Genomic DNA, 26703 nt, shown 5'->3' with positions numbered 1-26703 from the left:
AATATTAAAAAAAAAATAATTAATATTGCTTCATAATGAAGCAATAAAAAACTATTTACTAAAAAAACCAAATGAAGAACAATTCAATTTCAAAAATCGCAAAGACTTCGCTGCTGTCAGCACTTGTCATTTCTGGAATTTCTTGGGCAAAAAACCCAGAAATAAAAGAGACTGCACCCAACCCAATAATCACTGTTAACGGATTTACCTTTTCTGATTTAAATAAAAATGGAAAGTTAGACCGATATGAAGATTACCGTCTTTCAACTCAAGACCGGATTCAAGATTTAATCAATCAAATGACTGATGACGAAAAAGCGAGTATGCTTATTGGAATTGGAATGCCTGGTTTTGACTGGACTAAAATGCAGTTTTCCACTGAAAAAGACACCGCAAAAGTTCCCGGTTCTGCAGGAGGAACAACAGCCATTTCTCGTTTAGGAATTCCTTCCGTAATTGTATCTGATGGTCCTGCTGGTTTGCGTATTAAATCCATTAGAGATGAGGATCCGAATACGTATTATGCTACCGCATTCCCTGTGGGAACAGCATTAGCTTCTACTTGGAATGTAGCACTTATCAATACTGTTGGTAAAGCAATGGGTAATGAGGTAAAAGAATATGGAGTAGATGTTTTATTAGGTCCAGGAATGAATATTCACAGAAACCCATTATGTGGAAGAAATTTTGAATACTATTCTGAAGATCCATTTATCGCAGGAAAAATTGCAGCTGCAATGGTAAATGGTATACAATCTAATGGCGTAGGAACTTCAATAAAACACTTTGCTGCCAATAATCAGGAAAGAAACAGAATGGGTGTTAATGCCCATGTCAGTGAAAGAGCGTTACGCGAAATATACCTAAGAGGATTTGAAATTACAGTTAAAGAATCACAACCATGGACAGTAATGTCATCTTATAACTTATTAAATGGCACTTACACATCAGCACGTAAAGATCTATTAACTACTGTACTTCGTGACGAATGGGGTTTTAAAGGATTAGTGATGACAGACTGGTTTGGAGGTTATAATGGATTTGGAGATATTATGAATAAAGACGTTGTTAGTGATGTTGCCAAACAACTTAAAGCAGGAAATGATTTATTGATGCCGGGTTTACCTGCACAACAAAAAGTAATTGCTGAAGATATAAAAAGCGGAAAATTATCTAAAGAAGCCATCAATATCAATTTAAGAAGAGTATTAGAATTGGTTATGAGATCCCCAGCAATGAGCAATTACAAATATTCTAACAAACCAAACTTAAAAGAAAATGCAGAAGTTACAAGACAAGCTGCTGCAGAAGGGGTTGTTTTATTAAAAAACAATAACAATGTATTGCCTTTCACTTCAAAATCAGCTCCTTTAGCCGTTTTTGGTGTAACCTCCTATGATTTTATTTCTGGTGGAACTGGTAGTGGTGATGTTAACGAAGCCTATTCAGTTTCATTAATTGATGGTTTAACAAACTCTGGATTTTCTATTGACAAAGATTTAGAAGGATTATACAAACCTTTTATGGCTACTCAAAAAGAGATTGAAACAAAAAGACGTGAAAAAGAAGGTTTATTGGCAACTCCAAAAAGACTTCCTGAATTAGAATTAAATTCAGAAATCGTTAAAAATAAAGCAAACACTTCTGAATTGGCATTAATCACAATTGGAAGAAATGCTGGTGAAGGTGATGACCGTAAAGTAGATGAAGATTTTAATTTGGCTCAAGATGAAATCAACTTAATCGATGTTGTTTCAGCAGCTTTTCATGCTCAAGGCAAAAAAGTGGTTGTAGTTTTAAATATTGGTGGTGTAATCGAAACGGCAAGCTGGAAAGATAAAGTAGATGCTATCCTTTTACCTTGGCAACCGGGTCAAGAAGGTGGAAATTCTGTTGCGGATGTTTTCTCTGGAAAAGTAACTCCTTCTGGAAAATTAACAATGACTTTCCCAGTAAAATATGAAGATACACCATCAGCTAAAAACTGGATTGGAACACCTGCTGAAAATCCTACTAGTGTAACTTATGAAGAAGGAATTTATGTTGGATACCGTTATTTCAATACATTTCATGTAAAACCATCTTATGAATTTGGTTACGGATTATCTTATACCACATTTGATGTATCTAATTTAAAATTGAGTTCAAGCGCATTTGCAGACAAAATGAATGTTACCGTAACCGTAAAAAATACCGGTAAAATAGCAGGTAAAGAAGTAGTAGAATTATATCTTTCTGCTCCAGCAAAAATAATTGATAAACCATCCGAAGAACTAAAAGCTTTTGGTAAAACTAATTTATTACAACCTGGAGAAAGTCAAACGATTGTATTGACAATAAATTCAAAAGATTTAGCTTCATTTATTCCTAACAAAAATGCTTGGATTGCTGAAGCAGGCTCTTATAAAGTGGCAATTGGAACGTCATCATTAAATATTAAGCAAACAGCAAATTTTACTTTAGCAAAAGAGAAAATTGTTGAAAAAACAAATGCAGCGTTTGCTCCAGATACAAAATTTGCAGACTTGAAACACTAATTTGTACATTTCAATTATTAAATTATTGATGCCGCTTCTGTAAAGAAGTAGTAATTAAAAGCCTGACAGTAATGTTGGGCTTTTAAAATGAAAATTAAGTCTGTTTGAGTTTTTGCATCTTATGCTAACTTGAAAGAAGTTTGATAAATTTATTTACCCTTTAACTATCAAGTAGAAAAAATGCTTTTTTTAAGAAGAGAAATATATACTTTTGAAACCCAATACTAACTTACGAAAAAACACAAGATAAAAATATGAATATAAGCACTTTAAAATCAAAACCCCATTATCCTATTTTAGATGGTTTGCGTGGCGTAGCCGCACTGATGGTGGTTGCTTTTCACATTTTTGAGGCACATGCTACAAGTCATCTGGACCAAATAATAAACCACGGATATCTTGCTGTTGATTTTTTCTTTTTATTATCCGGTTTTGTTATTGGCTACGCCTATGATGACCGATGGGATACTATGTCGATCGGGAATTTTTTCAAACGCCGATTGATTAGGCTTCAGCCTATGGTGATTATGGGAATGATTATCGGAGCTTTGTTATTCTATTTTCAAGATTCGGTATTGTGGCCTACTATTCATGATGTACCTGTATGGAAAATGCTATTGGTAATGTTCATTGGATTTACGCTGGTTCCTGTCCCACCGTCTTTGGATATTCGTGGCTGGACAGAATTGCATCCGCTAAATGGCCCAGGCTGGTCTTTGTTTTATGAATATATTGCCAATATTTTGTATGCACTTTTTGTGAGAAAATTTTCAAAAACAGCGCTTTCGATACTCGTCTTTCTTGCTGGCTGCGCATTAATTCATCTTGCAGTTACAAGTCCAAATGGGGATCTTATTGGAGGTTGGTCACTAGAACTAACACAAATGCACATTGGTTTTGCTCGGATGATGTATCCTTTTTTTGCAGGATTATTACTTTTTCGTATGGGAAAATTAATTCACGTAAAAAATGCTTTTTTTTGGTGTAGTTTGCTAGTTATATTAGCCTTAGCTATGCCAAGGATTGGTGGAAGCGAACATTTATGGCTGAATGGCATTTATGATTCAGCAGTTGTAATTTTATTTTTTCCTCTGATTATTTTCTTGGCGGCAAGCGGAGAAATTAAAAGTAAATTTTCTTCACGGGTATGCAAATTTTTCGGTGATATTTCGTATCCAATATACATTACTCACTATCCAATAATATACATTTATACAGGATGGGTAGCAGATCATAAAACACCATTTAGCGAAGTATTTCCGGTGAGTATATTAGTTTTATTATCGTGTATTGCGCTTGCTTACATTTGCTTGAAATTATATGACGTACCTGTAAGACAATGGATAAATAAAAAAACAGCTTAGATCAAATTGGAAATGATTTTTTCGTAAAAACAATAAATAAAAAAATCACTTACATAACTTTAAATATTTTCAATTTAACAATAGTTAAAAAATGGATTTGAATTATTTCAAGTCCATTTTTTTGTTTAAAACTAATCGATTTTACTACTTTTACAAACTAAATCTGAAATCTAATATCAAATGTCTGTAGCAAAAAAAGATTACAAAAGAATTACAACAAAGTCATTAATTGAAATGAAAGCCAATGGAGAGAAAATTTCCATGCTGACCGCTTATGATTATACAATGGCTAAAATTGTTGATACTGCTGGAATTGATGTAATTCTTGTTGGTGATTCGGCTTCGAATGTAATGGCTGGACACGAAACGACTTTGCCTATTACTTTGGATCAAATGATATACCACGCTTCCTCCGTAGTTAGAGCCATAGAAAGAGCTTTGGTTGTGGTTGATTTACCTTTTGGAAGTTACCAATCGGACCCAAAAGAAGCGTTGCGTTCTGCCATCAGAATCATGAAAGAAAGTGGTGGACATGCCGTAAAACTGGAAGGTGGAAAAGAAATTAAAGATTCTATCAAGAAAATATTAAACGCAGGGATTCCAGTGATGGGACATTTGGGTTTAACCCCACAATCCATCTATAAATTTGGAACCTATACTGTTCGTGCCAAAGAAGAAGAAGAAGCTGAAAAATTGATGGAAGATGCCAAATTATTAGAAAAATTAGGTTGTTTTGCCTTGGTTCTTGAAAAAATTCCGGCTCATTTAGCAGAAAAAGTAGCAAAAAGCATTTCAATTCCGGTTATTGGTATTGGTGCCGGGGGCGGTGTTGATGGTCAAGTTTTGGTTATTCACGATATGTTAGGAATGAATAATGAATTCAGTCCTCGTTTCTTGAGAAGATACATGAATTTATATGAAGGAATGACAACTGCAATCAGTCAATATGTTGCTGATGTGAAATCTAGTGATTTTCCTAATGCTAATGAGCAATATTAGTATTCAACCGCAGTATTCAGTTTACAAAAAAAGCCTTAAAAGTGTCTAACAAAATCATTTCAAACAAAAATAACTTACAAATTCTTCACGAAGACAACCATCTTATTGTAGTCAATAAACGCGTGGGAGATATTGTGCAAGGCGATAAAACCGGTGATAAACCTTTGAGTGAAGTTGTCAAAGAATATATAAAAGACAAATACCACAAACCCGGAGAAGTTTTCCTGGGTGTTGTACATCGCTTAGATAGACCTACAACAGGAATTGTCGTTTTTGCCAGAACAAGCAAGGCTTTAACCCGAATGAATGAACTGTTTAGCAATCGAGAAACTCAAAAAACGTATTGGGCAATCGTAAAAAATAAACCTTCAAAAGAGGAAGATAATCTCGTTCATTATATAAAAAGAAACGAAAAAAACAACACTTCCAAAGCGCATATAAAGGAAGTTCCAGAAAGTAAATTAGCCAGTTTGGATTACAAAGTATTTAAGGAACTCAATAATTATTTTGCATTAGAGATTAATCTTCACACCGGAAGACATCATCAAATCAGGGCACAACTTTCTGCTATAGGTTCACCAATAAAAGGGGATTTAAAATACGGTTTTGACCGCAGTAATCCTGACGGTGGAATTCATTTACACGCTAGGAAATTAACATTCGTCCATCCGGTTACAAAAGAAGCTTTAACCATAACTGCTCCCACTCCATCAGACTCCATCTGGGATGCGTTATAATTTTTTATTAAGAATAATTCATTATGTAAATTATAAAAATTAACTTGCATAGCACTAAATAAATTGTGTGTGCCTAATGAATTATAAAACGACTATAGGATTTAGAAAAGAAACTTTAATAAAGTTACTCGATGTAATTATTACTCATGAAAATGAAATTATTCAGGCTTTATACGATGATTTCAGAAAACCGGCTTTTGAAGCAGTACTCACAGAAACCAATTATGTTATTTCTGAATTAAAAGACACTATAAAGAATTTATATAAATGGGCTAAACCAAAAAAAGTATTCCCTTCAATTCTCAATTTCCCTTCCACTGATTATATTTACAATGAACCTTACGGCAAAGTATTGATTATAGCACCTTGGAATTATCCGTTTCAACTGGCTCTTTGTCCTTTAATTTCAGCTGTCGCGGCAGGAAATCAAGTAGTTTTAAAACCTTCTGAACTCACACCAAAAACATCCGAAATAATTGCGAAAATTATTGAAAAAACATTTCAAATCAGTCATGTCGAAGTTGTAGAAGGCGGAGTTGAAGTCACTCAGAATCTACTTTCACAACGCTGGGATTATATCTTTTTTACAGGAAGTGTTCCTGTGGGTAAAATTGTGGCAAAAGCTGCTGCCGAAAACTTAACTCCTGTAACACTGGAACTTGGCGGAAAAAACCCTTGTATTATTGATGAAACTGCCAATTTAAAACTCGCTGCCAAAAGAATCGTTTGGGGCAAATTTATAAATGCTGGTCAAACATGTATTGCTCCGGATTATATTTTGATTCAAAAAAACATGAAGAGCCATTTCATGGAATTCATGAAAGAAGAAATCACCAAAGCATACGGCGAAAATCCGAAACTATCACCTGATTATGCCCGAATAATAAATCAAAAAAACTGGCTTCGGCTAGTCAATATGATTGAGGAAGACAAAGTTATTTTTGGAGGGCAAACTGAAATTGAAAATTGTTATATCTCCCCTACGCTTATTGATGAATCGAGTGTTGATAGTCTGATCATGAAAGAAGAGATTTTCGGTCCTTTGCTTCCTATTCTTTCGTATGAAAATGAGACAGAAATAAATACGATAATCTCTAAATACGAGAAACCTTTAGCCTTATATGTTTTTACTGAAAACCATTCATTTGCACAAAAAATCATACACAAATATTCTTTTGGGGGTGGCTGCATCAATGATACTGTAATTCACTTTTCTAATAAAAGATTACCTTTTGGAGGCGTTGGCCACAGCGGAATAGGCGCATATCATGGCAGTTTAAGTTTTGACACTTTTTCGCATAAAAAAGGAATTGTAAAAAAAGCAAATTGGTTGGATTTACCGATGCGTTATGCCCCTTACCATGATAAATTAAAAACAATTAAAAAATTATTAAAATGGTTGTAACCAATGAAAAATCGGTAAGCGAAGCCATTACATACCGACGGTCCGTTCGGGTTTTTAAAAACGAGGCCATTGACGTTCAAAAAGTAAAAGAATGCATTCAATTAGCAACACTTGCAGCTACGAGCAGTAATATGCAACTTTGGGAATTTTATCATGTTGTTTCTCCTGAAATTATACAAAAAGTGACAGCCGCAAGTTTCGGTCAAAATGCAGCAAAAACAGCACAACAGCTGGTTATTGTGGTAGCCAGAAAAGATTTATGGAGAAAAAGGGTGCAGTCAAATATTGATTATTTAAAATCGATGTATGGAGATAAACCAGAATCCACTTATTCAAAAAGAGAAAAATTTGCATTGAATTATTATCAAAAAATTATACCGACGCTTTATTTTGATTTTTTGGGAATCATAGGAATAATAAAATTTATTGTTTTTAAAATTATCGGAGTATTCAAGCCCATTTACAGAGAAGCAAGACAAAGTGATATGCGCATTGTTGCTCATAAAAGCGCTGGACTTGCTGCACAAAATTTCATGATAAGCATGGCTGCAATAAACTATGACACATGTCCTATGGAAGGTTTTGATTCGCTAAGAATAAAAAAAATATTACATTTACCTGCTTCATCCGAAATAAATATGATTATAGGATGTGGTATTCGAGAAGAACAAGGCGTTTATGGAACCCGTTTTAGAATTCCTTTTGAAGAAGTCTATTTTAAACTATAAATACATTCAATTCACCCAATACACAAATAAACTAAATGATGAAAACTACTAAAGAAAAGATAGAAGAAATTAAGATCAATGGATACCAATTAGATTTTGGAAATGTATTCAATCATGCATTTGAAAACTATAAAAAAATCGCACTATATGCCGGTTTAATGATTTTTGTTTTCTCTGTTCTGATAGCTATTCTTATATTTGGAGTAGTAATTTTTACTTTTGGAGTTTCCATATTAAATGAAAAATCGTTAGAAAATTTAAAAAACGAAAACTTTTCAGGCATTTTTATGTTAGTTTATGTAGTTGGAGCAATTGTGTTATCTTGCCTTTTAAGTCCTTTCCCTGCCGGATTAATTAAAATGGCACATTGTGGCGAGAAAGACGAGGAATTTCATGTTTCTACAATTTTAGAATATTACAAAGCTCCTTATTTTAAGGAACTTCTAATTTCTACAATCATAATTTCAATATTAAGTTCCGGCATATCATCATTGCTTGATTATGCAGGAATTAAAATAGTTGGATCACTTATTGCAATGACAATTTCTTTTTTTACTTTTCTAACAATTCCCCTTATAATTTTTGGTGATTTAAAAGCTATTGAGGCTCTAAAATCTAGCGCCATAATTGTATCAAAACAACCATTTGTACTTTTGGGATTAATTATTGTATCAGCAATAGCGTCAATGGTTGGGTTTATAGGATGTTGCATTGGAATATTTTTTACAATTCCTTTTATGTATTCCATGTACTATGCTATTTATGTTGCAATTATAGGAATAGATTCAGAAAATGAATTTGAATAAATTATTTTAGATATCACCCTTCTTAAAAAACACAATTAAAAATTTTAGTTGTGTTTTTTTGAAAAAATTCCTATATTTCAAAATTCTAAAGATAGAACCCCAAGTCAATCTTTCAAACCTAAGCAAATTTATCCTATGGTATCATACTGTAGTTCTTTACTATTCTTTAAACCTAACTTTGCTTTTTCAAGCTGGTTCAATAATTTGATTATTTCTAATCATTTTTTATTAATTGATAAATCGACTATAAGCAATAATTTATTTAGAATTATTGCTCCATTTTTATTTTTGTTGATTTTTTCATTGATTTATAAATTTTCGAAAATTAAATCTATATTAAATAATAAGTATATAGAAAACTATTCTAAAGAGACTTCGAAAAGTGAAGAATACCAACTTTATCTGTTTTTTTTAGGAATAGTAATTCCCATCTTCGAAATTACTTTCGAAATTTTCAAAGTAAGACACAAAAGTTTATTAATCGTAAATTGCAGTTTAGGTGCATTTTTTTTAGCGGTATATTTTATTAGTAAAAAATCGTCTTTTGTATTTCGAAACCTACATCAAATTTTCAAGGTACTTTTTGTTCTATCTTTTAGTTTTGTATGCAGAAATTTGATTTTTTCTTCCCCTGATATTTTACCCGCTATTGCTTTTATAATAGCTTTTTTCTTTTCCTATAGCATTCTAAAACCAATAAAATTATATTGCATTTTTGTTGGATTAGTTTTTACCTACTTAATCATCATTTTTATTTTTGAATTAGTACCACTGAATACCACAATTATGGTATTCAATTACTCTTTGATAATTTTGGTTATTAATTACATCAGACACCTGTATTTATTAAACATAAAAGATAAATTTAGCTTTACCAATGAAATTGTAAACAAAGGAAATTCACTCTCGGTAGCAAGTAATAAAAAGGGAGAAATTATTTTTTGTAGTGAAAACATATTTCAAATTTTAGGATACACATCAAAAGAAGTAATGGGATTAGAGTTTTGGAAACTTACTGAAGATCCAGAATTTATTGGCGAAAAGTATCACGAAAATTATGTTGACGAGAAATTATATACTAGAAAATTAAAATGTAAAAATGGTGAATACAAATACATTCAATGGAAGGATACGAAATTTTCAGATGATTTAATCATAGGAATTGGTCAAGATATAACCAATGAAGTTCAGATTCAAAATCAATATAAAAACTTAATTCAAACGGCTACTGATATTATTTTTGAAGTTGATGATGATGGTGATTTTACGTTTGTTAACGATTTTACTATTAAAATTTTAGGTTATCAAGAGGAAGAGATTCTTATGAGAAATTATTCGGAATTTATAAGGGAAGATTTTATTGATGAAATGATGCTTTTTTATCAAAATCTAGAAGAAAAGGAATTTGATTTTCCAACTATCGAAATTCCTTTATTAAAAAAGAATGGTGAAATAGTATGGATTTCTCAAAAAGTAATGATTCGCAGAAATGATTCTTACAAAATAATTGGCTATTCCGGCATAGGTAGGGACATAACTATTTTAAAAAATATCGAAACTGAAAATAGAATACGTCAAGAAAAAAATGAAGAATACAATAATATAATTAAAAAATTATCTACAACTAATTTTAGCTATTTTGAAAATTTTGAAATTAGTATAAAGTTAATATTAGAAGCTGCTGCAAAAAGTTCTAAGTGTAATCGAGTTAGCTTTTGGAAATATACGGAAGATGCAATTTATTGCGAAAATTTATACTTATTAGATACAAATGCATTTGGAGAAGGAAATATTTTAAAGCAGAAAAAATTTCCAATTTATTTTGAATCTATAAAAAACAAAAAACAAATTGTTGCCCCAGATGTTTTTAATAAATGGGAAATTTCAGAATTCATCGAAAACTATTTTTCAAAAAATGACATTAAATCCACGCTCGATATACCCATTTTTACAAATGGTGAATTAATTGGAACGATATGCTTTGAAACTACTGGAATTATTAGAAATTGGGATAACGAAGATGTCAATTTTGCACGAACAATATCCGATATTATATCATTAGCAATTGCATCACAAATGCGATATGAAGTTGATAAAAAATTAGAATATAAAAGCGAGCTATTATCCGCTATGACGATTTGCACCGAAAAATTATTAAACAGTAATGATATTAATGCTATTTTTTCGGATGTTCTTATAATCATGGGAAAAGCAACAAAATCAAATAGGGCGTATTATTACGAAAACGATGAAAATTCAGGATTAATAAGCCAAAAATACCGATGGTTAATTAACAACATTAAATTAACTGAAAACAACATAAAGCTTCAAAATTTACCTCATGAGTTTTTTGAGGAATTGCTAACTCCGCTTTTAAATAATCAAATTTTTGAATCTACCGTTTCCAAAATTGAAAATGAATCTTTAAGACATAAATTATCTCAAGTAGATGTATCTTCAGTAATCCTTTTTCCAATTTTTGTAAAAAACAAATTTCATGGATTTTTAGGATTTGATGATACTCACAATGAAAGAATTTGGAATGAAGATGAAATCAATATTTTACAAACATTAGCAAGAAACATTGCTGCCGCTATAGAACGAATTATAAATGAAACGGCAATATATGAAAGTGAAGAAAAGTTCAGATTATTAGCTAATAATATTCCTGGGACTGTTTATTTATCAAAATATGATAAAAATGCTACTAAAATTTATATCAATGATGAAATTGAAAAACTGACTGGATACCCAAAATCAGATTTTCTTTCTAATAGGTTGTCATTTATAGACTTAATCTATCCAGAGGATAAAGAGCAAACTTTACAAAAACAACAAGAAGCAATCCAAAACGGAAGTCAAATTCATTTAAGCTATAGAATTCTTCACAAGAATAAAGAAATTATATGGATTGAAGAATTTGGAGATGTTATTTATAAAGATGGAAAAATTGCATTTATAGAAGGTATTTTCATTGATATTACCGAAAGAAAACAAACTGAAACCGTAATAAAAGCAAAAGAATTGGCTGAAGCTTCCAATAAAGCAAAATCAGAATTTCTTGCTAATATGAGTCATGAAATCAGAACTCCTTTAAATGGAATTATTGGGTTTACTGATTTATTGATGAAAACAAATCTTGGAAGAACCCAAGAAAAATATATGATAACCGTAAACCAATCGGCACATTCATTATTAGATATCATAAATGACATTCTTGATTTCTCAAAAATAGAAGCTGGGAAATTAGACTTATATATTGAAAAACATGATGCTAAGGAAATATTGAGTCAAATCATTGATTTGATATTATATGAATCCAATCAAAAAAAATTGGGTTTAGAATTGAATATAGCCAAGGATGTTCCTAAATATTTTTGGATTGACAGTGTTCGTTTAAAGCAAATCTTGATTAATCTTTTAGCAAATGCGGTAAAATTTACTGAAAAAGGGACTATAAAATTAGATGTTTGTGTTATTGAAAAAACGGATGATTCCAGAGCCAAAATTCGTTTTGCAGTTGCAGACACTGGAATGGGAATATTAGAAAAAAATAAAAAGAAAATTTTTCAGGCTTTTTCTCAGGAAGACAGCTCTACAACCAGAAAATTTGGAGGAACAGGTTTAGGCTTAACAATTTCGAATCAGCTATTGGGTTTAATGAACAGCCATTTACAACTTGATAGTACTATTAATGTAGGTAGTACGTTTTATTTTGATTTAGATTTAGAGATTACTGATAAAACATATGAGAACACAGTCCAAATTAACACTCTTATTAATAAAGGTGAGGACATAATTGTACCAACCAAAAATTCTAAAAAAATAAAAATAATGATTGTTGAGGACAATAAAATCAACATGTTATTACTTAAAACAATACTTAAAAATTTATATCCAAATGCGACAATTTCTGAAATTTTAAATGGGAAAGATGCAGTTGATCAATTTGAAATCCTATACCCTGATATTATTTTTATGGACATCCAAATGCCAATAATGAATGGATATGAAGCCACGAAAGAAATCCGTAATTTAAAATCCGGTCAAAGTATTCCTATTATTGCAATAACTGCAGGTACCGAAAAAGAAGAAAAAGACAAATGTATTGAGGCAGGAATGAATGATTATATATCAAAACCTATAATAAAAGGGATTATTGAAGAAACACTTTCTAAATGGACAACCCCAATTTATGAGGATTAATAATACTGGAAATCTATACTGCTTTAAAAAAAATAATTTAATTTAGTACTACTATTGAAAAACAAAAATTAATTTAATATTCTAAATTATGAAATGGATAGGCAGAAGACAAAGTGACAATGTAGAGGACCGTAGAACATTATCTGGTGGAAAAATAGCAGCTGGTGGTGGAATAATAGGAATTATAATTTTATTATTGAATGTTTTTGGAGGTGAAAATGCACAGCTTTTAACTCCTGTTCTGGAGCAAATGCAAGGCAATCAATCTACACAAACAGAATCTGGTATTCCTTTAACGAAAGAAGAGGAAGAACTAGGCAATTTTGTTAGAGTGAATTTAGCAGACAATGAAGACGTATGGGGCAAAATTTTTACCGAGAACGGTAAGGAATATATAAATCCAAAATTAGTTCTATTCAAAGGAGCGGTAGAAACTGCTTGCGGAGGGGCTTCATCTGCATCTGGCCCATTTTATTGCCCTAGCGATCAAAAAGTATATATGGATTTGGTTTTTTTTGAAGAATTAAAATCAAAATTTGGTGCAGAAGGCGGCGATTTTGCTATCTCATATGTAATTGCGCATGAAATAGGACATCACGTACAAAATTTATTAGGAACTTCAGATAAAATGAGACAGGCTCAAGAAGGAAAAAGTGAAACTCAAGCCAATAAATTATCGGTAGCGCTAGAATTACAAGCTGATTTTTATGCGGGTGTATTGGCACATTACCAAAAAGGGAATAATGTTCTGGATGATGGTGATATTGAAGAAGCCCTTAGTGCTGCAAATGCTGTAGGTGATGATGCGATTCAATCAAAAATGCAAGGACAAATTGTTCCTGATTCATTTACTCATGGAACTTCTGAACAAAGAATGTACTGGTTCAAAAAAGGATACGAAACTGGCGATATAAAACAAGGAGATACTTTTAAGGACTTGCATTAAAACATTTTTAAATATTATTACTTGAAAAATCGGGCTTTGTACCCGATTTTTTTATGTGCAAACCTGAAAATTTAAAGAAGCTACTATTGTTATTCCATTCATTTATATAGGAATAACACTAGCAGCTACGTTTTTGAATATACCCTAATTATTAACGTCTCGACTCTTGTTTATAACGGATTAAAACGAAGGACTATCCTTTATTTAAACAAAGTCGCGCAATAAAAAGTACATCGAAAAAATTAGCAGTATCTTTGCGCCCAATTAAAAAAGTAACCTAAATAATAGTGTTTACTTTATAAATACTATTTATGTCATTCAACTCATTAGGCTTATCTGATGCTTTATTAAAAGCCATCAGTAAAAAAGGATATTCAACTCCTTCACCAATACAACAAAAAGCAATTCCACCCATTTTAGAAGGTAAAGATGTATTAGCATCTGCACAAACTGGAACAGGAAAAACAGCAGGCTTCACGTTACCCATTTTACAAATATTATCACAAGGTCAACAATTGCGACAAAGACCTATTCGTGCCTTAATATTGACCCCAACCAGAGAATTAGCAGCACAAATACTTGCTAATATAAAAGAATACAGTGAGTTCTTAGACTTGCGCAGTACCGTTATTTTTGGAGGTGTAAACCAAAACCCACAAGTAACTCAATTGCGTCAAGGAGTCGATATATTAGTCGCTACTCCAGGTCGACTAATCGATTTGCAAAATCAAGGATTAATATCGCTCGCAAAAGTTGAAATCTTAGTTTTAGATGAAGCAGACCGTATGCTGGACATGGGTTTCGTACGAGACATTGAGCGGATTATAAAAGTATTACCTTCAAAAAGGCAAAATTTGATGTTTTCGGCAACCTTTTCAACAGACATCAAAAAATTGGCAATGGGTATTTTGCACCATCCTGTTCAGGTTGAAGCAACTCCGGAAAACACAACCGTAGATGCTATTATTCAAAAAGTATATCCTGTTGCCAAAGAGAAAAAAACAGAACTAATCATTAAATTGATTACGGAAGGAAACTGGAAGCAAATTTTGGTTTTTACCCGTACCAAACAAGGTGCCAATAAACTGACGGAAAGCATGATTAGTGCCGGAATCAAAGCAGCTGCCATTCACGGAAATAAAGGTCAAGGCGCACGAACTAAAGCCTTAGCCGGTTTTAAAAACGGAAGCCTAACCGCTTTGGTCGCCACAGATATTGCCGCTCGAGGTTTGGATATTCCATTATTACCGCATGTTATTAATTTTGAATTACCAAATATTCCCGAAGATTACGTTCACCGCATTGGTAGAACCGGAAGAGCTGGAGCAAGTGGAGAAGCCATTTCGTTGTTTAGTCCAGACGAAACTGTTTTTTTACGCGATATAGAAAAATTGGTTGGCTTGAAATTACCGAAAGAAAACATTAAAGGTTTTGAGCCAGATCCTAACGCTTCAACTGAACCAATTAAACAAGGTCAAGGAAGGCAACAACGCGATTCAACTCCTCGAAAACCAAAAACAGATACTACAAACCGTAGCAGCAATAATAGCTTTGGTCCAAGACGTCCAAGTCAAAATATTGACAGACGTTCTAATAGATAACAATTAAGAAAATACGTTTTCTTTTTTTAGGAGCAGAACGAGTTCGTTTTTTAAGAACTTATTTCCCGCTATACACTATAATCTCCCGATGAAAAATCGGGAGAATTTTCGTTCCTATCGGGGCTATAATTTACTATTTTCTTTCTAAAGACCTTTATTCAAATCTTTGAAAAACAAAGTCGCTCTCGTTTATGGGCACAGTTTACAAAACTGCGCTATCCAACTCGATGCGTTTAGTGCAAATCCGAGTGGCCAGGATTAGTAAAAAAAGGGAATGATGGGATAATGGCTGGAAACTGGGAAAACTGGTTTATTTATGCGCTCTGGCACTCTTTCTGACCTAACTCTATCCTTAGATGTTTTTAAAACCAGTAACAAATTTCAATCCTCTTAATTAAACTAGTAGTAAAGTAGTAGTAAAATAGTACTTAATTATTTATAGCTTTTTTATAACTATTTATTATTCAATACGTTAAACCTTTTATTATTAATACTGTTAATAAATAAATAAATATAAATGTTGTAAAATGTTGCGAAATGTATCGTTTGTTCTATATATTTGTTCTATACATTTGCCTTATGGCAATTGTTTAATACAATTGATTACAAATAGAAAACCACTATCAACAGTAAAAGGATCAAGTGGTTTAATAAGTTTAGATTACTTTTTAGATTCAATTACTAATCTTGTAATCTTTTCAACTAATCTAGTTAATGACAATATTACCATTAGGTAATACAAATAAATAAATATTTCCATTATCGTTAATATTTTATTGTTAGACATTAAAATCTAGCTCATAAGAACCGAAGCCCCACGCTTTGGTTTTTTTATTTCTTACAAGTCTAATTTCCCTTGGATCATCATTTACAAATATATCGTAATCTACAGTAGTATGGAAACTTTTTTATTAACATATACTTGCTGTATTTTGTTTTTCTTGGGAAAGGAAAAAGCAGTGTTTAATTTATATTTAACTATTATATTTTTATTTTAACCAAAATATATTTAAGATATTGAATATCATTAAATCTTAATTTGTTAATAACTCTAAAACTAAACTTGAAACAAATAATCTGATATTACTGGAATTGTCTAGCATTTACCCCCCCGCTAGCGCGAGCGTCCCGCTCGTGAACACTAACAAAAATAAATCACTATAAATTTGTAATAGGCACGAGCGGAACGCTCGCGCTAGCAATCACATTATCGATTTTGCAGAGGTTAAATATCTGCAATCAAAAATCGTTGATCAAAAATCTGAAATATGCTCCTCTTTATACTGAAAACTGTTGTTTCCAATTTCAACAATAATTTAAAGCATTAATTTACACATTAGTATTCTATTCATACTTATTCAAATCTAGATTAAGAATAGTACCTACTCTGCTAAACTCTTCATTAATCTTTGCATTCAAGATAAGTTGTTCATTTGTTATTGGATGATTAAAAATTAACTGATGTGCATGAAGCATCATTCCTCTCAGGTCAAAATTCTCCAACCATAATTTATTTTGTTTGTTACAACCATGTGGACGACTTCCTAAAATGGGATGAAAAATATGTTTGAAATGTTTTCGTAATTGATGCATACGTCCAGTTTCAGGAATCGCTTCTACCAAACAATATCGTGACGTTGGTTGATTGTTAAATTCTAACTCAATTTCGGTACTTTGCAATCGATGAAAGTATGTTATTGCATTTTGTATAATGCCATCATCATTGGTTAAATCATAATCAATCGTTAGTTCTTCGGGTGACCAACCACGTAAAATTGCTAAATATTTTTTTTCGACTTCGCGTGTGGCAAAACGATCATTCATAATTTTTAAAACCGCTGAATCCAACGCAAATAACAAGACACCAGATGTTTTGCGATCTAACCGATGAATAGGATAAACGTGTTGCCCTCCTATTTGATTTCTCAATTCTTGAATAGCAAAAACTTTTGCATCGCGCGCATAAAATGATTTGTGGACCAACAATCCACTTGGCTTATTAATTGCTATAATATATTCGTCTTGGTAAAGAATTTCTAACATTTGGCAAAAATAAAACAGATTTCTATCGAAATCTCTTTTTTGACTTATTTATTTCTATACTTTTCTTTTTCCCCCCGCTTATCGATTTTGCAGAGGTTAAACATCTGCAATCAAAAATCGTTAATCAAATATCTGAAATCTAATTCATCTGCTACGCAAAGTCTCCGACTTTGAGTATCTATTTTCCATTCTCTGACTGACCTTAAAAATCAAACATTTGAAAACCAAAATCGGTTAAAAATAGAAAGTCACTTCCTCAAAGTTGAAGACTTTGTGGAGCGTTGTGATAAATATCTAAAATCAAAAATCGTTGATCAAAAATCTGAAATCTCAACCCAACCAACCATCGCGATCCAAACTGCGATATTGTATAGCTTCTGCGATATGAGAAGAAACAACCTTTGGAGCGGCATCTAAATCGGCAATGGTTCTGGCCACTTTCAAAATTCTGTCATAAGCACGAGCCGAAAGATTCAATCTTTCCATTGCAGTTTTTAATAATTGTTTGGAGACATCATCCAGCGCACAATGTTCCCGAATGTGTTTGGTATTCATTTGGGCATTGTAATGTATATTCTCCATTTGATCAAAGCGTTCCGTTTGGATTTCGCGCGCAGCTGTAACTCTTTTTCGAATATCAACGCTGCTTTCCGCTTTTTGGTCTTCGGACAATTTTTCGAAAGGAACTGGCGTCACTTCAATATGAATGTCAATTCTATCCAATAAAGGTCCCGAAATTTTACTCAAATACCGCTGCATTTCATGTGGCGAAGAAGTTTGTGGCGAATCCGGATCATTAAAAAAACCACTCGGACTTGGATTCATGCTTGCCACAAGCATAAAAGACGAAGGATAAGTCACGGTAAACTTAGCTCTTGAAATGGTTACTTCCCTATCTTCTAATGGCTGACGCATCACTTCGAGAACGTCCCTTTTAAATTCCGGCAATTCATCCAGAAACAGAACACCATTATGCGCCATAGAAATTTCTCCCGGTTGCGGGTAGCTCCCTCCCCCAACAAGTGCCACATTTGAAATAGTGTGATGTGGGCTACGAAACGGTCTTTGATTCATTAAACCCACTTCTTTCAGTTTTCCTGCAACACTATGTATTTTGGTAGTTTCCAGTGCTTCTCGCAAAGTCATAGGTGGTAAAATACTGGGCAAACGCTTGGCAAGCATTGTCTTTCCTGCACCTGGCGGACCTATTAGAATAATATTATGTCCTCCTGCAGCGGCAATTTCCATACAACGCTTAATGCTTTCTTGTCCTTTGACATCCGAAAAATCAAATTCTGGGAAATCTAAATCTTTATAAAATTCTGCTCTGGTATCAATAGTTGTCGGTTCTAATGTGCCTTTTCCTTCCAGAAAATCAATGACTTCCTGTATATTTTCTACTCCATACACCTCTAGCCCGGCAACAATTGCGGCTTCTTTTACATTTTGTTTTGGAAGAAAAAAACCTTTAAAGCCTTCTTCTTTTGCTTTTATTGCTATTGGTAAAGCCCCACGAATTGGTTGCAAACCACCATCCAGAGAAAGCTCTCCCATGATGATGTATTTGTCAATGTCATCTGCTTTAATTTGTCCTGAAGCAACAAGAATTCCTATCGTTAAAGTCAAATCATAAGCCGAACCTTCTTTACGCAAATCAGCTGGAGCCATATTGATCGTAATTTTTTTGCCTGGCATGGCGTACCCATTATTTTTGAGTGCGGCAGCAATTCTATAACTACTCTCTTTGATGGCATTATCAGGCAATCCCACCAGATGATATCCAATACCTTTATCAATATTTACTTCGACGGTAATCGTTGTGGCCTCGACTCCAAAAACGGCACTTCCAAAAACTTTAACTAGCATATAAAATTGTTTTGTTTAAATGTAAAAAGTATTAATTCTAAAACAACAATAAAAAATCAACAACTATTTTAGACTTCTCAACTATATTTTTTCTAGAGGATACACTAGTCCAATTTCGCTTCTGACTTTATCAACTATCTTTATAAGATCTAAACTATTTTGATGGGACCAAAGGCTACTCTCAATTTTGTTTTCTCTAATACATCTATGACATTCTTCAATTTCATAGGTAAAGCCTTTACCCTTAGTAGGTAATTTATATTTTACTTTTTCATTGTCTTTAATCAAAGTATATGATTTAGTCATGTACCAAGGCGAATTCAAATTAATTATACCTTTAGTACCACTGATCGTTGCTTTCCTATTTGACGAAGAAAGAAAACTGGAATGCAAAACTGCCTGAGCAGTATCATATTGCAAAATCATTGTCGTTTGTAAATCTGCTCCCGAATCATGAAAATTTGATCTTGCAACAATTTCGTTAGGAATTCCCAACATCAAATACGACAAAAAAAGAGGATATACACCAATATCTAAAAGTGCACCTCCACCCAATTTTAAATCTGTCATTCGATTTCCTTCCAGTTCCTCAGCTTGAAATGCAAAGTCAGCATTAATGTATTTGATTTCACCTATTTCACCATTTTTAATTTTATAAAAAGCTTCCCGAACCGAAGGATTAAACCTAGTCCAAAAGGCTTCCATGAAAAATCTATTATTTACTTTTGAAGCTTCAATCATTTGAAAAGCATCATTATAACATAATGCAATAGGTTTTTCACAAAGCACGTGTTTATTGCTTTGTAATGCTTTAATAGTTAATGTTGCATGAGAATTGTGGGGTGTTGCTATATATAAAATATCTACTTCATCATCGGCAAAAATTTCGTCATAAGTGGTATAGGCTTTTCCACAATTATATTTTTCTGCAAATTCTTGTGCTTTTTCACTATTTCGTGAGGCTACTGCAACAATTTTAGCATCATGAACCAACATTAAATCATCTGCAAATTGTTGAGCAATGTTGCCTAAACCTATAATTCCCCATTTTATCTTAACCCCTTCTTCCATAAAAAATAATTATTAAACCTTTTCGATAAACATTAAACATACTGACAAGCTATAATTTACATATTTTTCAAGAAATATTTTAATTTAGTATGTATGTTAATTTTGTACGTAAATTAGTAAAATATTGGCATTAATAACGTATAATTTCGTTTAATTTTGAATTTTACAAACTAGAAAAAATAATTATGGGAATATTCAATGCCATTTTAGGCAATGCATCAGAAGTAAACATTGAAAATGTTTCAAAAGAATTTGAACCTATTTTAATTGATGGGGAGATAATCGAAAAAGCATATAAACTTATTCGTGATATGTTTATATTTACTAATAAAAGATTAATTTTAGTCGAAAAGCAATTGGTTGGAACCAAAGTAGATTACATGTCAATTCCTTATTCAAGTATCCAAAAGTTCTCTAAAGAAAGTGCTGGAATTATGGACATGGATGCTGAATTAAAAATTTGGTTAAAAAGTGAAGATACACCCATCTCTAAACAATTTGGAAAGGGAGGAAACAATATCAATGAAGTTTACAAAATTTTAAGTCAACACCTTTTAAAATAATAATTTTAAAATTATAATTTTTAAAAATTAAAATAAACACCTGATACATAAAAGTATGAGGTGTTTTTTTTGTTTGTAATTTTGATAAATTCTCGATAAAATTGTTTATTATTGTGTGTAATTATCGAATAATCCATATAATATTAAAAGACTGCTAATATATTATGATAAATTTAATAGTTTATAGAAACTGTCGTTTTTCAGAAAAACAACATTAATAAATCATTAAATTTAATGTTGAATTATCACATACCCACAAAATATAGGGGGGTAAATTGAAAAATCAATAAAAATAAAATATTATACTCTTTTTTAATAGGGGGTTTAAAATCATTTTATATTTTTATCGAAATTTAAAACTAAAAACTATGCGAAAGATTATTTTAAGTGTGATAATGATCACAATTCTAGTATTATCCATTTTTTCAATTCATCTTTTTGTTGAATCTACAACATTAGGTGCACACGTTGTTGAATTAAAATTAGATACGGGAGACACGGCTTGGATGATAGTTGCCACAGCTCTTGTATTATTAATGACTCCAGGACTTGGATTCTTTTACGGTGGAATGGTAGGTAAAAAGAATGTTATTAGTACGGTACTACAAAGCTTTATGGCTATGGTTATAGTAACTGTTCTATGGGTTGTTGTTGGATTTGGATTATGTTTTGGACCGTCAATAGGTGGATTTATAGGAAATCCTATGTCAAACTTATTTTTTCAAGGAGTAAGTGCTAACACTGCTTGGGAACTGGCTCCAACCATTCCAATGATCTTGTTTGCCTTATTTCAAGCTAAATTTGCAATTATTACACCAGCTTTAATAACAGGAGCTTTTGCAGAACGTGTTCGTTTCTGGGCTTACTTGTTGTTTATGGTTTTATTCATATTATTCGTTTACTCTCCTTTGTGTCACATGACATGGCATCCTGATGGGTTATTATTTGGATGGGGAGTACTAGATTTTGCTGGAGGAACAGTAGTTCACATGAGTGCAGGTTGGGCTGCTCTTGCCGGAGCTATGTTCTTAGGAAAAAGAAAAGTACAAAAGGCAAATCCTGCTCGTATTACTTATGTATTATTAGGAACAGGTTTATTATGGTTCGGTTGGTTCGGTTTCAATGCTGGATCAGCTGTTGGAGCTGGAAGTCTTGCTGCTCAAGCTTTAGGAACTACAACAGTTGCTGCTGCTGCTGCTGCAATGGGTTGGGTATTTCTTGACAAAATTCTTGGACACAAACTTTCTGCAATGGGAGCTTGTATCGGGGCTGTTGTAGGTTTAGTAGCTATTACACCGGCTGCAGGATTCGTAAGCATTCCTCATGCAATGGCAATTGGTATAATTGCCAGTATTGTAAGTAATCTTGTGGTGAGCAAATTCCCTAAAGGTAAAATTGATGATGCTTTAGATGTATTTGCTTGTCACGGTGTTGGAGGTATGGTAGGTATGCTTTTAACAGGTGTATTTGCATCAAAATCTGTAAATGCGATTGTAGGAGATAACCAAGGTTTAATTTTTGGTGATGCTACTTTGTTTTTAATTCAATTAAAAGCATTAGTTCTTGTTTCGGTATTTGCATTTTCAGTATCGTATTTCCTTTTCTTTATTGTAAATAAAATTACTCCTTTAAGAGTTTCTGAAGAAAAAGAAGAATTAGGTTTAGATATTTCTCAACACGGAGAATACTTATAATATACCTTTTTATAAATAAATTAAGGCACTCTGAAAATTAGTTTTCAGAGTGTTTTTTTTTACATAATATTCAATTATTTTTCTCTACATCAACTTCCTTAAATACATCAGTAAACTCCTTTTTCCGAAAACTTCTCAATAATAGTGATTACATAATCATACTTCTATTTTTTTGTTTTAAAATAATTTAGGTATAGTGCTCCAAAAGTAAATTTGAATTATCTTACAATACAAATTATTTCTATTTTGAACTTCCACATATATTCAATCCTCCTCATTTATTACATTCTCAATACCCAAATCATTGCTTAAATAATACTCAATCAGGTTAAAATCATTACATTTTCATTTGATTATCCAATTCTTGATAGCCCATATAATTACTATTTTTATCTAAAACTGAATTCTCAAAACACAAAATATTATATAAAAAAACTCCATCTCAATAAAATTGAAATGGAGTTTTTAAAACCTGTTTGTAAGTAACTTTATTCTTTTATCAGTCTGATTGTTTTTTGGTTAATACCCTGACTGACTATTGCAATGTAAGCACCTGATGGAAGTTCTTCTCCAAACTTGATTTGTTTCCCATCACTATTATCAATGTGTTTCACCATTCTTCCAAGTGAATCATATACCACTACTTCTACTTTTTCATCGCTTCCGCCTTTAACGATAAGAGTAAATTGATAATTTGATGGATTAGGATAAGCAATAACATCAAATTTATCAACTGTTACCTTTAAAGATGATTCCTGAGTAATAGTATTAACATCATTTACTATGCGACTATTATTATTACATTTATTAATCTTTAGTGTGGTCGTAGCTATATCAGAGCAAGTACCATTACTGAAAATGTAGGTCACCGTATATGTTCCTGTTGAACTGGCTTCAAGATTGACACTTCCTGTTAAACTACTAATAATCAATCCTGCAGAAGAGGAATACGTACCGCCTGCCTGACCCGTTCTAGTCACATTTACTGAACCTGACTTACAGAACGGACTACCATTATAGCTGATGCTTGCTGTCGGTGATGCATTTACCGCTAAAGTTCCAGATGATGACGTAACAGGACTACCACAACCTGTAGTTACAGTGTATTTGATAATCGCATTTCCTGCATTCACTGCAGTTACAAGTCCCGTACTTGCATTCACAGTTGCTACAGATGTGTTCGTGCTACTCCAGCTTCCACCTGTTGTACCGTTACTTGTGTAGTTTGCTGCTGCTCCTTTACAAAGTGACGTAGTACCACTTACTGTTCCTGCTGTAACATTTGGACTAATTGTGACACTTACCGCTGCTCTTTCGCTTTCACAACTACCCGATGTACTGCTTACATAGTAGGTTCCTGTGCTTATTACAGTAGAACTTATAAGTGCCGTGCCGTTTTTCGCTTTAGTGTACCATTTATATGCCCCACTACCATTGGGCAGTAAAGCTACAGTTGCTGAATTGCAGAAGTTTTGTGCTGCCACAACAGGTACTGTTGGAATCGCAATAGTTACATTCGTAGTTGCTGTACCGGAACAAGTACCATTGCTGAAGATGTAGGTTACACTATATGTACCTGCTGCACTAGCTGCAAGATTAATCTCCCCAGTTAAGCTATTAATACTCAATCCTGCAGCAGTTGAATAAGAACCTCCCGATTGCCCTGACCTTGTTACTGAAGCGGCACCACTTGCGCAATAAGGGCTGCCACTATAACTGATGCTCGCTGTTGGAGCTGGGTTAATTGTAATATTAGCACCGTTATTGGCACCTATAAAAGCTGGTGAACTGCTCGTTATACGTATTCTATAGCCGCTACCTGCCACTGTATTAGAAGGAATCGTTACATTAATCACAGTTGTAGAAGCATTGCCAGACAGTGTACCAATGTTTACCGGACTTGTAAAACTTCCTGCGGCGTTACTTAATTGCGCCGTAAAAGTATTGCTCCCTCCTACATCAGTGGCGGTGTACGGAAGATTAAAACTGCTTCCAGCACATATTGAAGTAGCCACGCTACCCGTCCTAATTTGCTCACCTGGTTGTTGAAAACCTTGCGTTATCATAGCAGTAGCAGTATTCAGCGAAGGAATAATTGTTTCACCAATACTAAAAGTGATTTGACTACTGCCTCCCGTTAGGGTTCCCCCAGCATTGGAGACGAGCTTACGACTGATGGTTTGCGCATTTGCATTACTAATCATTGTTAGTAATGCAAATAATATGATTATATTTTTCATTGTATCATGTTTTAGAAATCACTTTGGTTACTATTACACTTTTTAAAAGTTTTTAGCCTTTACTTATTGAATAACTGTTATATAAAAAGAACCTGCATTGAGATTACTAGTTCCTGTGTTCAAGTTGTAAAAACCAATCGTAACTGTACCAGTTGAACTAACACGAGCAAAAGCAATGAATACACCTGGAGGAATCACTGTATCACTGTTTGGTGAAACCATTACAGAACCAGTTGTTACAGAATTTGGCACAGTATAATTTTGGGTGGTAATCACATTCTTTATTAGATTACCTGTATTAGTAGTAACAGTAGCTTTAATCACTGCTGCCAATGTAGTTCCATTTGTTCCAATTTGAACACTTCCTGTAAAAGTTTTGGCACCACCTATGGATGATTGCGTTGTTGTAAGGTCTACAAAATTTTGCGTAGTAGATCCTGTACCACCATTTGCAACAGCCACTGTTCCGGTAACATTAGTAGCTGTACCAGAAACATTTCCAGTTAAAGCCGCAGTAATTGTTCCTGCACTAAAATTTCCTGACGCATCACGTTTTACTATTGTGCTTGCATTATTTGCATTCGTTGCCGCATTAGCTAAGTTTGATCCGCTTGCCACGTTTATAGCATTTACACCTCCAACTGATGCAATTGTTGGAACAGCAGCTGTACCTGATAAATCTCCAGCCAATTGTATTTTTCCTTTCACTGAACTAGTAGCATCTGGAGTTACTACCCCTCCTACTTGAGCATCAACATACGTTTTTACCGATTTCACACTTGGATATTTTGTATCTGAAGCTGCATCAGTAGTTACATTCGTTGATCTGTTTGCCGAGTCTTCTTTTGTTCCCTCAACTCCTGTAGCTCTTGTAGTTTCTGCTGTGATCGCACTAGAATTAACAGCATCTGCAGCGGTTCTAGCATTAGTTTCTGCTGTAATTGCAGCTGCTCTAGCTGATGTTTCTGCTAAAATTGAAGTTGCATTGGTAGCGTCTCCATTTGTTCTAGCTAAAGCTTCTGCTGAAATTGCAGCTGCTCTGGCTGATGTTTCTGTTGAAATTGCATTGGCATTAGCTAATTCAGCAGCTCTTGCGGTTGTAGCTTCTGCTGAAATTGCAGTTGCATTGGCAGCGATGGCGTTATCGTGAGCAGTGTCAGCAGTGGCTCTAGTTGTGCTTTCTGTTGAAATTGCATTGGCATTGGTTAACTCAGCAGCTCTCGCGATTGTAGCTTCTGCAGATATTGCAGTTACATTGGCAGCGATGGCGTTATCTTGAGCAGTGTTATCAGTGGCTCTAGTTGTGCTTTCTGTTGAAATTGCATTGGCATTGGCTAACTCAGCAGCTCTCGCGATTGTAGCTTCTGCAGATATTGTAGTTGCATTATTCGAAATAGCTGTGTTTTGAAGACCATCTGCAGTTGTTCTAGCTGATGTCTCTGCTGAAATTGAAGCTGCATTGTTAGCGTCTCCATTTGTTCTAGCTGTAGCTTCTGCTGAAATTGCAGCAGCTCTAGCTGATGTTTCTGCTGATATAGCTGTAGCGTTTGCACCAATAGCTGTATTTTGAATAGCATCTGTAGTTATTCTGACTGATGTTTCTGCTAAAATTGCAGCAGCTCTAGCTGATGTTTCTCCTTCAATTGCGCTTGCATTGGCAGCTACATTAGTGGTAAGGGTTCCTTCTGCAGCCGTAGCTCTAGTAGTTTCTCCTTCAATTGCGCTTGCATTGGCAGCTACATTAGTGGTAAGGGTTCCTTCTGCAGCGGTAGCTCTAGTAGTTTCTCCTTCAATTGCGCTTGCATTGGCAGCTACATTAGTGGTAAGGGTTCCTTCTGCAGCCGTAGCTCTAGTAGTTTCTCCTTCAATTGCGCTTGCATTGGCAGCTACATTAGTG

At 33.4% G+C, this 26703-nt stretch carries 17 protein-coding genes; 12 read left to right on the top strand and 5 right to left on the bottom strand.

Features of this window, described 5'->3' with window-relative positions; translation table 11 throughout:
* Positions 1 to 71: 71 nt before the first annotated feature.
* From ACM55K_RS17060 to ACM55K_RS17015, 10 genes are all read left to right on the top strand, one after another.
* Complete coding sequence (locus tag ACM55K_RS17060) at positions 72 to 2537, top strand: glycoside hydrolase family 3 N-terminal domain-containing protein (RefSeq protein WP_416851524.1); 2466 nt, start codon at positions 72 to 74, stop codon at positions 2535 to 2537.
* A gap of 254 nt (positions 2538 to 2791) precedes the next feature.
* The gene (locus ACM55K_RS17055; protein WP_416851522.1) at positions 2792 to 3901 is read left to right on the top strand and encodes an acyltransferase family protein; all 1110 of its coding nucleotides are present in this window, start codon (positions 2792 to 2794) and stop codon (positions 3899 to 3901) included.
* Between the two features lie 180 nt (positions 3902 to 4081).
* A complete protein-coding gene (gene panB, locus ACM55K_RS17050; protein WP_416851521.1) occupies positions 4082 to 4900 on the top strand; it encodes a 3-methyl-2-oxobutanoate hydroxymethyltransferase in 819 nt (272 codons plus the stop codon).
* A 41-nt stretch (positions 4901 to 4941) separates the two neighbouring features.
* On the top strand, positions 4942 to 5637 hold the full coding sequence (locus ACM55K_RS17045) for an RluA family pseudouridine synthase (RefSeq protein ID WP_416851519.1): 696 nt from the start codon (positions 4942 to 4944) through the stop codon (positions 5635 to 5637).
* A 76-nt stretch (positions 5638 to 5713) separates the two neighbouring features.
* The gene (locus tag ACM55K_RS17040) at positions 5714 to 7042 is read left to right on the top strand and encodes an aldehyde dehydrogenase (protein WP_416851518.1); all 1329 of its coding nucleotides are present in this window, start codon (positions 5714 to 5716) and stop codon (positions 7040 to 7042) included.
* On the top strand, positions 7033 to 7770 hold the full coding sequence (locus ACM55K_RS17035) for a nitroreductase family protein (RefSeq protein WP_416851516.1): 738 nt from the start codon (positions 7033 to 7035) through the stop codon (positions 7768 to 7770). The genes ACM55K_RS17040 and ACM55K_RS17035 overlap by 10 nt, the downstream gene beginning before the upstream one ends.
* A 35-nt stretch (positions 7771 to 7805) precedes the next feature.
* On the top strand, positions 7806 to 8576 hold the full coding sequence (locus tag ACM55K_RS17030) for a hypothetical protein (protein WP_416851515.1): 771 nt from the start codon (positions 7806 to 7808) through the stop codon (positions 8574 to 8576).
* Between the two features lie 786 nt (positions 8577 to 9362).
* A complete protein-coding gene (locus ACM55K_RS17025) occupies positions 9363 to 12782 on the top strand; it encodes a PAS domain S-box protein (protein WP_416851513.1) in 3420 nt (1139 codons plus the stop codon).
* Between the two features lie 88 nt (positions 12783 to 12870).
* On the top strand, positions 12871 to 13728 hold the full coding sequence (ypfJ, locus tag ACM55K_RS17020; RefSeq protein WP_416851512.1) for a KPN_02809 family neutral zinc metallopeptidase: 858 nt from the start codon (positions 12871 to 12873) through the stop codon (positions 13726 to 13728).
* Between the two features lie 311 nt (positions 13729 to 14039).
* Complete coding sequence (locus ACM55K_RS17015) at positions 14040 to 15329, top strand: DEAD/DEAH box helicase (protein ID WP_416851511.1); 1290 nt, start codon at positions 14040 to 14042, stop codon at positions 15327 to 15329.
* Between the two features lie 1344 nt (positions 15330 to 16673).
* Here ACM55K_RS17015 and ACM55K_RS17010 read toward each other — a convergent pair.
* The 3 genes from ACM55K_RS17010 to ACM55K_RS17000 form a co-directional block, all read right to left on the bottom strand.
* The gene (locus ACM55K_RS17010) at positions 16674 to 17372 is read right to left on the bottom strand and encodes a pseudouridine synthase (RefSeq protein ID WP_416851509.1); all 699 of its coding nucleotides are present in this window, start codon (positions 17370 to 17372) and stop codon (positions 16674 to 16676) included.
* Positions 17373 to 17702: 330 nt separating this feature from the next.
* Positions 17703 to 19238, bottom strand: coding sequence for a YifB family Mg chelatase-like AAA ATPase (locus ACM55K_RS17005; protein ID WP_416851508.1), 1536 nt, complete (start codon positions 19236 to 19238; stop codon positions 17703 to 17705).
* Positions 19239 to 19319: 81 nt separating this feature from the next.
* Positions 19320 to 20309, bottom strand: a complete 990-nt coding sequence (locus ACM55K_RS17000) for a Gfo/Idh/MocA family protein (protein ID WP_416851506.1) — start codon at positions 20307 to 20309, stop codon at positions 19320 to 19322.
* Positions 20310 to 20494: 185 nt separating this feature from the next.
* Between ACM55K_RS17000 and ACM55K_RS16995 the strand changes: the two genes are divergently transcribed.
* The gene (locus ACM55K_RS16995; protein WP_416851504.1) at positions 20495 to 20872 is read left to right on the top strand and encodes a PH domain-containing protein; all 378 of its coding nucleotides are present in this window, start codon (positions 20495 to 20497) and stop codon (positions 20870 to 20872) included.
* 368 nt (positions 20873 to 21240) lie between these two features.
* Positions 21241 to 22566 carry an ammonium transporter gene (locus tag ACM55K_RS16990; RefSeq protein ID WP_416851503.1) on the top strand — a complete coding sequence of 442 codons (1326 nt, stop codon included), beginning with the start codon at positions 21241 to 21243 and terminating at the stop codon, positions 22564 to 22566.
* 488 nt (positions 22567 to 23054) lie between these two features.
* Here ACM55K_RS16990 and ACM55K_RS16985 read toward each other — a convergent pair whose 3' ends face one another.
* Both ACM55K_RS16985 and ACM55K_RS16980 read right to left on the bottom strand, forming a co-directional pair.
* Entirely contained in the window at positions 23055 to 24806 is a 1752-nt protein-coding gene (locus ACM55K_RS16985) for a T9SS type A sorting domain-containing protein (protein WP_416851501.1), read from the bottom strand.
* Between the two features lie 63 nt (positions 24807 to 24869).
* The coding region (locus ACM55K_RS16980) for a beta strand repeat-containing protein (RefSeq protein WP_416851499.1) at positions 24870 to 26703 on the bottom strand (1834 nt) is incomplete at its 5' end.

The sequence above is a fragment of the Flavobacterium arabinosi genome (assembly GCF_048158725.1).
GTDB classification, from domain to species: Bacteria; Bacteroidota; Bacteroidia; order Flavobacteriales; family Flavobacteriaceae; genus Flavobacterium; species Flavobacterium arabinosi.
Note: the sequence above shows the minus strand (reverse complement) of the source record. Positions and strands in the feature narration are given on the sequence as shown.

Coding starts and splice junctions, on each gene's coding strand:
- ypfJ (WP_416851512.1), top strand. CDS start 12,871: ATGAAATGGATAGGCAGAAGACAAAGTGACAATGTAGAGGACCGTAGA.
- ACM55K_RS16995 (WP_416851504.1), top strand. CDS start 20,495: ATGGGAATATTCAATGCCATTTTAGGCAATGCATCAGAAGTAAACATT.
- ACM55K_RS16990 (WP_416851503.1), top strand. CDS start 21,241: ATGCGAAAGATTATTTTAAGTGTGATAATGATCACAATTCTAGTATTA.
- ACM55K_RS17055 (WP_416851522.1), top strand. CDS start 2,792: ATGAATATAAGCACTTTAAAATCAAAACCCCATTATCCTATTTTAGAT.
- ACM55K_RS17030 (WP_416851515.1), top strand. CDS start 7,806: ATGATGAAAACTACTAAAGAAAAGATAGAAGAAATTAAGATCAATGGA.
- ACM55K_RS17025 (WP_416851513.1), top strand. CDS start 9,363: ATGGTATTCAATTACTCTTTGATAATTTTGGTTATTAATTACATCAGA.
- ACM55K_RS17000 (WP_416851506.1), bottom strand. CDS start 20,309: ATGGAAGAAGGGGTTAAGATAAAATGGGGAATTATAGGTTTAGGCAAC.
- ACM55K_RS17040 (WP_416851518.1), top strand. CDS start 5,714: ATGAATTATAAAACGACTATAGGATTTAGAAAAGAAACTTTAATAAAG.
- ACM55K_RS16985 (WP_416851501.1), bottom strand. CDS start 24,806: ATGAAAAATATAATCATATTATTTGCATTACTAACAATGATTAGTAAT.
- ACM55K_RS17005 (WP_416851508.1), bottom strand. CDS start 19,238: ATGCTAGTTAAAGTTTTTGGAAGTGCCGTTTTTGGAGTCGAGGCCACA.
- ACM55K_RS17010 (WP_416851509.1), bottom strand. CDS start 17,372: ATGTTAGAAATTCTTTACCAAGACGAATATATTATAGCAATTAATAAG.
- ACM55K_RS17015 (WP_416851511.1), top strand. CDS start 14,040: ATGTCATTCAACTCATTAGGCTTATCTGATGCTTTATTAAAAGCCATC.
- ACM55K_RS17060 (WP_416851524.1), top strand. CDS start 72: ATGAAGAACAATTCAATTTCAAAAATCGCAAAGACTTCGCTGCTGTCA.
- ACM55K_RS17035 (WP_416851516.1), top strand. CDS start 7,033: ATGGTTGTAACCAATGAAAAATCGGTAAGCGAAGCCATTACATACCGA.
- panB (WP_416851521.1), top strand. CDS start 4,082: ATGTCTGTAGCAAAAAAAGATTACAAAAGAATTACAACAAAGTCATTA.